The organism is Mesorhizobium sp. M1E.F.Ca.ET.041.01.1.1 (assembly GCF_003997355.1).
GTDB lineage: Bacteria > Pseudomonadota > Alphaproteobacteria > Rhizobiales > Rhizobiaceae > Mesorhizobium.
Genome location: NZ_RZSL01000292.1, coordinates 1 through 7,695, shown reverse-complemented (window position 1 = coordinate 7,695; position 7,695 = coordinate 1). Strand labels below are relative to the sequence as shown.

8 protein-coding genes are annotated in these 7,695 nt (G+C 62.9%); 3 read left to right on the top strand and 5 right to left on the bottom strand.

All coding sequences use genetic code 11. The features are described 5' to 3' along the window. The first annotated feature begins 423 nt into the window (after positions 1 to 423). Both EOA38_RS21815 and EOA38_RS21810 read left to right on the top strand, forming a co-directional pair. On the top strand, positions 424 to 654 hold the full coding sequence (locus EOA38_RS21815) for a hypothetical protein (RefSeq protein ID WP_126089822.1): 231 nt from the start codon (positions 424 to 426) through the stop codon (positions 652 to 654). A 307-nt stretch (positions 655 to 961) separates the two neighbouring features. Beyond that, a complete protein-coding gene (locus tag EOA38_RS21810) occupies positions 962 to 1,870 on the top strand; it encodes a complex I NDUFA9 subunit family protein (RefSeq protein WP_127300219.1) in 909 nt (302 codons plus the stop codon). A gap of 335 nt (positions 1,871 to 2,205) precedes the next feature. On the opposite strand, the gene EOA38_RS21805 is transcribed toward EOA38_RS21810, so the two are convergent. Next, entirely contained in the window at positions 2,206 to 2,676 is a 471-nt protein-coding gene (locus EOA38_RS21805; protein ID WP_127300218.1) for a YbhB/YbcL family Raf kinase inhibitor-like protein, read from the bottom strand. 343 nt (positions 2,677 to 3,019) lie between these two features. Between EOA38_RS21805 and EOA38_RS21800 the strand changes: the two genes are divergently transcribed. Beyond that, positions 3,020 to 3,472, top strand: coding sequence for a pyridoxamine 5'-phosphate oxidase family protein (locus EOA38_RS21800; protein WP_127300217.1), 453 nt, complete (start codon positions 3,020 to 3,022; stop codon positions 3,470 to 3,472). 21 nt (positions 3,473 to 3,493) lie between these two features. Here the strand turns inward: EOA38_RS21800 and EOA38_RS21795 are convergent, their stop codons facing one another. The 4 genes from EOA38_RS21795 to EOA38_RS21780 all read right to left on the bottom strand — a co-directional run bounded on the left by EOA38_RS21795 (position 3,494) and on the right by EOA38_RS21780 (position 7,356). Next, the gene (locus tag EOA38_RS21795; protein WP_127300216.1) at positions 3,494 to 4,030 is read right to left on the bottom strand and encodes a DUF2314 domain-containing protein; all 537 of its coding nucleotides are present in this window, start codon (positions 4,028 to 4,030) and stop codon (positions 3,494 to 3,496) included. Between the two features lie 320 nt (positions 4,031 to 4,350). After that, on the bottom strand, positions 4,351 to 5,490 hold the full coding sequence (locus EOA38_RS21790) for a GH25 family lysozyme (protein WP_127300215.1): 1,140 nt from the start codon (positions 5,488 to 5,490) through the stop codon (positions 4,351 to 4,353). A 152-nt stretch (positions 5,491 to 5,642) separates the two neighbouring features. Continuing rightward, positions 5,643 to 6,428 carry a phosphodiester glycosidase family protein gene (locus EOA38_RS21785; RefSeq protein ID WP_127300214.1) on the bottom strand — a complete coding sequence of 262 codons (786 nt, stop codon included), beginning with the start codon at positions 6,426 to 6,428 and terminating at the stop codon, positions 5,643 to 5,645. Between the two features lie 55 nt (positions 6,429 to 6,483). Next, a complete protein-coding gene (locus tag EOA38_RS21780) occupies positions 6,484 to 7,356 on the bottom strand; it encodes an undecaprenyl-diphosphate phosphatase (RefSeq protein ID WP_127300213.1) in 873 nt (290 codons plus the stop codon). Between the last annotated feature and the right edge of the window lie 339 nt (positions 7,357 to 7,695).

Genomic DNA, 7,695 nt, shown 5'->3' with positions numbered 1-7,695 from the left:
ATGGCTACAACATCGAGGCGATGATCAACGAGGCATAGCGCGCGCCCTCTCCTTCTCCCCTTGTGGGGTGAGAAGCGGTCCGCGTAGCGGGCGAAAAGCCAACTGCTTGGCTTTTCGAGCTTCGAACGCACGGAGCCTGCGACGGGCCGGGTGGTGGATCGGCGCGCAGCGCCGAGACGGATGAGGGGTGTTGGACAGAGTGAGACTGCGGCGATTTCGAGCATATCGCCAAGCTGGAGCACCCCTCATCCGGCCGCTTTGCGGCCACCTTCTCCCACAAGGGGAGAAGGGAAGAAGCGTTCCTGCCGGTTCTCATGGAACTCCAGGCCGAAACCGCAGTTCATTAGTGTGATTTCGGAATTCTTGAATCGCAGGAACTTCACATTCACCGCACCCGCGAGGAGCCGGATGCGAATGAACGCGGTGCCGCCGAAGGAAATGGACGTCGTCCTGCAGCAACTGCCGCTGAGGATCGGCGCCTATGTACCCGACGATCTGCTGGAGGATTGGTTCGCACCGGGAACGGGCATGCGGCCCGTCAGCAAGGCAGCGCTTGCTGCCGCTGCCAGCTACGGACGACGGTTCGAATGCGAATTCAAATACTATCCCGAGAGGATGGAAGGCGTGTTCTGGAAATGGGTTCCGGCGATCTGATTTGGACATGTCTGCGGAGCAAGAGGAGGTTCGCGAGGCAATCGCCTTGGAGCTTGAGCGTCAATCGGAATCCGATCCTTCGAGACTGCGGATCGAATTGGACGGAGATCGCCTTACTGCAAACGGCAACATCGACCTGCTGGCACTCGCCAGGCGATCGTCGGCACCGTGGCGGGCGCGCCTTAGAGCATGTCTCCCCAAAGTGGGAACCGGTTTCGGGACAAATGCGTCAAACCAGAAACCTAAATCGCATGGAGCGATCTGAAAGATCGCGACGCGCTTTGGGAGCGACGCGCGAGGAGCATCGATGAAGGTAGCTGTGTTCGGCGGGACCGGATTCCTCGGCCGCAGGATCGTCGAGCGGCTGCTGGACAAGGGCTTTGAAGTGCGGGCAGTGTCCCGCCAAGCGCGGCGGGTAACCGGCTCGGAAGCGAAAGCGCCCGAACAGGTCAAAGCGGATATTCTGGACAGATCATCGATCGGCCCGGCAATTGCCGGATCAGACGCGGTGGTGAACGCGGTCAGCCTCTATGTCGAGCATGGCGGCTTGACGTTCGAAAGGATGCACGTGACGGCGGCAGCCGATTTGGCGAGCGCCGCGCGGCAAGCCGGGGTCGAACGGCTCGTCCATATCTCGGGGATAGGCGCAGATCCGCGATCCGCATCAAGGTATATCAAGGCACGCGGGCGCGGGGAGGACGCGGTCAGGAACTCGTTTCCCGACACGATTGTCTTGCGCTCGGCCGTCATGATCGGACCGGACGACGCTTTTCTCACGACGCTTGTTCGGCTGGTCCGGCTGCTGCCCGTCTATCCGCTGTTCGGCCAGGGAGCTACGCGGCTTCAGCCCGTCTATGTCGGCGACGTCGCCGAAGCGGTGAGCCGCTTGCTCGCCGATCCTAGCCAGGATGTGTCTACGTTCGAGGTCGGCGGTCCTCGCATTTTGCGTTACAGGGAGCTGGTTCGCGAAATCGCCCGAAGGTTCGGCGCTCATCCGATCCTGGTGCCTATGCCGTTCGTCGCCTGGAGCGCCCTGGCGGGAGTGGCGGAATTTCTCCCGACGCCGCCTTTCACGCGCAACCAGGTCGATCTCATGCGCCAGGACAACGTGACGACAGGCGGCATGCCGGGGCTGCCGGAACTCGGCATCGAGCCACGGGACATCGAGCAGGTCATCCGCATGATCGAAGGAAGCGGCATCAAAACAAGGACGTAAAGCGCGTCGCCTGAATCCGTTTCGTCGCGACGCGCTTCAACGCCGCCGCTACGCGCGGAACTCTTCTGCCGTCGGCCTGGGAAATGTCGGCTCCTCCGGCGGAATCTCAGGTGGCACGTCCGGCGGGATATCTGGAGGTCCCCTTCCCGGTCCCGGGATGGGATCGGGTGAAGGCGGAGGAACGGCTGGTGGTTCTCCGGGCGGGTTTTCCGGCGGAGCTGGAGGCCGGGAAGGCTCAGGATTGGGATCGCCCGGCATCGGTTCGAGATTGTTCGGATTGTTCATTGCGGCCTCCCGAGTGATGCGGCCTGCCTGGCGGGGAAAGCCTTCGTCACTCAGGCGGCATGTTCGTACGTGCCCACGAGTTCCGTCGCCTCGATGGCGTGGCGCCGGGCCTCCTTCCAGATTTCCTTGACTCCGGTCTGGCCTGGAATGCCGAGGCTCGGCACATCGAGAGCCGCCAGCCGGAAATGGTAGTGGTGAACTCCGTGCCCGACCGGCGGGGCCGGGCCCTCGTAGGAGGCGTTGCCGAAGTCGTTCTTCCCCTGCTGGAGCGCTTCGGTTCCCGGCTTCCCGTCTTCCCCTTCGGCAAACTGCTCGACGTCGGGCGAAATGTTGAACACCGCCCAGTGGCCGAACGTCCCGCGTGGTGCATCGGGGTCGTCCACGACGAGAACCAGGCTCCTGGTCCCGTCAGGGATCCCAGACCATTTCAGAGGCGGGGAGATATTTTCACCATCGCGGGCAAAACGCTCGGGGATGGGATCGCCATCGGCGAACGCCGGACTTGTCAGTGTCAGTGGCATGTTGGTCCCTTCCGCTTTTGATGCCGCAAGGCCCACGCCCCGCGACGACCCACAGACCGGCTTCGATCGCAGCCAAAGTCCTCTTCCGGCTGGACAACACGTGCGGTTCAGTCATTCGCCTGATTTTCGGAGAGCGTCTGCCTAGCCGCACGACGTCCCTGGTCGATCATCCAACGAATGCCGCGCCGGATCGTTCCGCAGCGCCAGCGAGTCGCGGCATGTGTTCGTCCTGTCGAACATCGCCGCCAGGGGCGCGTTGCCGCTCATGCGTTGATGCACGTCAAAGCCAAGCTATCCATGATGCGTACTATGACCGCCTTCAGAATTAATTTTGGAGGCGAAGATGGACAAGGAGATCAAAAACAAGATCCAGACGCTCTTGGATCAGCACCGCGTCATGACGGTTGCAACGCTGAGGCCGGACGGCTGGCCGCAGGCCACGACGGTCGGCTACGTCAACGAAGGCCTCACCCTCTACTTCCTCTGCGGTCTGGACAGCCAGAAGGCGGCGAACATCGCGCGGGACGATCGCGTGTCCCTGACCATCGACCACGACGCGCCGCAAGTGATGGAGATTACCGGGCTTTCCATGGCGGCGCGCGCGCAGCCGGTCACCGACAAGGCCGAGGCCGAGAAGGTTCTGCGGATGCTGCCGATGAAATATCCGCCGCAAGCCTCCCTGCCCGGCCCAATGCCGACGCCGGACGAGGTGCGCATCTTCCGCGTGGTGCCTTCGGTGATTTCCGTGCTCGATTACTCGAAGGGCTTTGGCCACACGGATCTTGTCACCGTCTGAGCGACACCTCGAGGTTCACGCTCAATCCTTGAACGTGATCCCGTATTTCGCGGCCTTTTCCTTCGGCATGTCGGCGAGCGCCTGGCGGACCGTGTAGCCGCCATAGACGTCGCCGCCGTTGCGGATCATCCAGTGCTCGACGTCCGCCTCGGCCACCGTCATGCGGTCGCCCATCTTGTACTGGTTGCCGTTGACCGGCTTGTCGGCGAGCAGGCCGACGAAGTGGCCGCCGCTGTAACCCACAAGCTGCAGCCAGATATGCTCGGTGGCGCCGTTCTGGGTCAGCGGGAATTTCACCGTGTAGGTGCCCGGTGTGCCGGCCGCCATCAGCGCATGGAAGCGCGGCAGCGTCGAATGGCCCTTGGCCTTGGCGTTCTGCATCGCCTTGTCGCCGGTATAGTAGGCGACGACGTTTTCCTTCACCGGACGCGGCGCCGTCGGCGAGGCGCCGGGCGCGGCCTCAGGGATGGCGATCGGCTTGTTGCTGTGGCCGGGCGTGTTGAAGAACCCGTAGCCGACAGCGGCTGCGAAAACGATTGCCACGACTGGACTGCGCATCGACCCCTCCAAAACCCGATCACGGATACGTTACCGCAAGGCGGTTGCCGCACCGCTAAGGGACAGGGTGAGCGGGTGGTTAGCGAAATGCTGAAATTGCCGCCAAATAAAACGGCAAATCGCTTGATCCAGGTCAACGCATCGCGGCTCTTCCCGCAGTCTCCTTGGCTGTTTATTCAAGGAGACTGGATGTGCCCACCGAGACCCTGATCGTCCTCGCCGTCGTCCTGGCCTATTTCGCGATCTTCATGGGCGTGCTGGCCTACGCGACATACGCAGAATCGCGGCCGCGACCGCGTGCACAGAGGTTCGAAAGCGGATCAATCCGCGTCGGCGACCATCTGCCCGCCGTCCAGCCAGTTGCGCCACTGCCGCTCGTCGCCGTGAAAGACGTTGAGGTCGATGCGGCCGCTCACTCCGCGTGACAGGCCGGAGCCGGAATACTGCCAGAACAGCCACTTGCGGCCGGGATAGACCTTTGTCGGGTGCGCGGCGACCGCGCGCAGCCAGAACGGATAATCCGGGAAGGCGCCGCGCAGATTGTCGCGATAGAAATCAGGGCTGGTATAGATGATGGGCCGCTGGCCGTAATAGCGCTCCAGCTTGTCCATGAACACCTGCATCTTCTCCAGCACCGTTTCACGCGAAGGCCTGCGCCTGCAGGAGGACTCACCGTTCCACTCGACGTCGATGACGGGCGGCAGCGCGCCTTCGACCCTCGGCACGTTGCGGATGAACCAGTCGGCCTGCTCGCCGGCGGTGCGGCACCAGTAGAAGAAATGATAGGCGCCGCGCTTCAGCCCGGCGGCGTCGGCATTGCGCCAGTTCTTCATGAACATCGGATCGAGATGGTCGCCGCCGTCGGTCGCCTTGATGTAGGCGAAGTTGGCGCCCTGCGCGCGAAGCTTCTGCCAATTGATGTTGCCCTGCCAGCGCGAGACGTCGACGCCGTGAACGGCGAGATGACGAGGCGAGGAGCGGCCGAAATTGATCGGCTTGGCATCGCGGAAAGCATAGCGGGTGACCGGGCTCGCCAGCATGGCGGGTGCCGCGCGCGACAGCCGCTTCGGCGGCGAGACGAGCGCCGCCTCCTGGACCGGCGGCTCGACGCTGTCCGGCAGGTCCTGCGCGGGAAACGCCACCGTCTCTTCCTCGGCCAGGCCGAAGGGAGGCGAATTCTCATCGTCAGGACGCGAAGTCTCGTCGTCGGTTCGCGCATTGTCCGCGTCAAGCACCGGCGCCGGCGGCCTCATACGCGCGGCGCCGGACATCGACATGGTCTCGACGGTTGTCTCCGTTTCGGCCGTCCTGACGACCTTGATCACAGGCGCGCTGGGTCTGACAACCGAACTCGTCGTCTCGCTGGACGGTATCTGCAAGGCATCGACGCCCGCCGTCGAGGAACAGCCGGCAAGGCCAAGCGATGCGAGCACGAAACTGACGACGCCAAAAATCCGCATCTTGACCTGTACGCAAAACAAAACAGACCGAGGGCAGGAGCAGCGCCGCCGGAAGCCCCATTCCTAATGAGAAATTACCAACAAAGTTTGAATCAAAATTTACTTTTGGTCCGGCCGGGCGATTCGCGGCCGGCGTCGGACGCGGTTCTCGGCTAGCGCCTGAACACGCCGATCATCGGTCCGAGATTCCAGAAATCGTCGTTGCGGCCTATTGCCGGCGCATAGAGGCTCGATATCGAGCCGTCGAGGAACAGCGCGTTCGGGCAGCCGAGCTTGTCGCGGAACAGCCGGGCGAATTCATGGAAGGTCACGACGTCATCCGAGATCGCGAAGACGGCGACGCCGTCGGCGCGCACGCCGACGCCGTCGCGGATTTTTCGCGAGGGGCTGTCGGCCTGGAATTTCGGATGCAGCTTGCCGTCGATGACCAGCATCGGCCCGGACTGGGTTGCGTAATCCACCCGCGGCGGACGCTTCAGATAATCCTTCGTCGCGCGAACGCCGGCCTTGTTGCCGCTGAGATAGAAGATGCCGTTCGGCTGCATCGAGAAATTGCCGGTGCCCGATCCGATCTTCGCCGAGGTGATCTGCTGCCCTCGCTCGACGTAGAGCCCAACCGGCGCGAGATCGGGATGGTACATGCCGGCATTGATGCCGAAGAGCATGGTGCGCCCCGCAGCCTGTTGGGCGCTTCGAAGATTGTGCAGCGACTGGTAGAGCTTGCCGCCCGGGTCCCTCCAGAACAATTCGATCGAATAGTGTTTTGGATCGGCCTCGCAGATCAGATAGCTGGCTGTTTCGAAGGTCATGTTGCGGCAAGGCGGCAGCGCCGCCAGCCATTGGCCAAGACCCATGCCCGCGCCGACTGCGGCCGGCAGCGCCGCTTTCACCAGCGTAGCCAGCAAGGGCACCGATTGCAGCAGCGTCGCAAGATCCATCAGCACACCCGAAGCGAAGGTTCAGGTGCCGGTATAGCGGATTCGGTGAACGGCTCTAAGTCAACCAACCGACGGCGACGCCGATCAGCAGCACGACGCCGAGCAGGCCGCGATAGATGACAAAGGGCCAGGCGGAAAAGCGCTCGAGCACGCGCATCAGCCCCCATATGGCGAAGAAGGCCGAGATCGAGGCGACGACGAGGCCGACGGCCAGGACCGACCAGCCATAGGCGCCGAGGTGGATCTTGTGCAGTTCCCAAAGCTCCTTGAGCCCGGCGAGCGCGATCGCCGGCAGACCGAGCAGGAAAGAGAGGCGCGCCGCCTCCGGCCGGGCGAAACCCAAACCCAGCGCGGCTGTCAGCGTCGATCCCGAACGCGAAACGCCGGGGATCAAGGCACCGACCTGGGCGACGCCGACAAGCAGCGCGTCGAGTATCGAAGCCTGGTTGAGCGTGAGCTTGTGCTTGGCGTAGATCTCGGAAAGCGCGAGCAGGATCGCCATGACGATGCAGGCCAAGCCGATGACGCTCAGGCTCCGCAGCGGCGAATTGCAGGCGTTGAGAACGCCTGAAAGCGCTAGGCCGGCGATGACGATCGGAATGGTCGCCAGCACGATACTGATCGCCAGGCGGAAATACCGGTCGCCGAAATCGCGGCGGACGATCGCCGACAGCGAACCCAGCGTGACATCCCGGACATCGCTCCAGAAGTAGCTGACGACCGCAGCCAATGCCGCAAGCTGCATGGCGGCCGAGAAGGCCGAGCCGGGATCCTGCCAGCCGAGCACTGCAGGCACGACGCGCATATGCGCCGTCGACGAGATCGGCAGCAGTTCGGTGATGCCTTGAACGATGCCGAGAAACGCCACCTTGGCGTAACCCAGGCCGACAAAGCCGGTATCCAGTCCCTGCGTGCAGACGTCGGTCATCCCGATCCTTTCCCCAGAACAAAGTGAATCGTCATTGGCAAAGCCCCTCAAGGACAGCCTTAACCGCGCGATACCAGGAATCCAACTCACGGATTTGTAAGGTGCCGCTAATCCTGCTTGACAACGGGCCCTTCCATATTATCATTCGCTAATCTTACGCTGTAAGGTAAATCGGAGGAGGACTACCATGTCGACCGCCGCCCTCTGGGAACTGCAGCCCGTCGTGCCACCGGAAACCCACATTCCCGAAATTTCGATCGAGGAGGTCTCGCGCGATCTGAGCCGTGCCATCGAGCGCGCCGAGGTCAATGCCTGGCTCGACCTCTACGACGCTGCGCC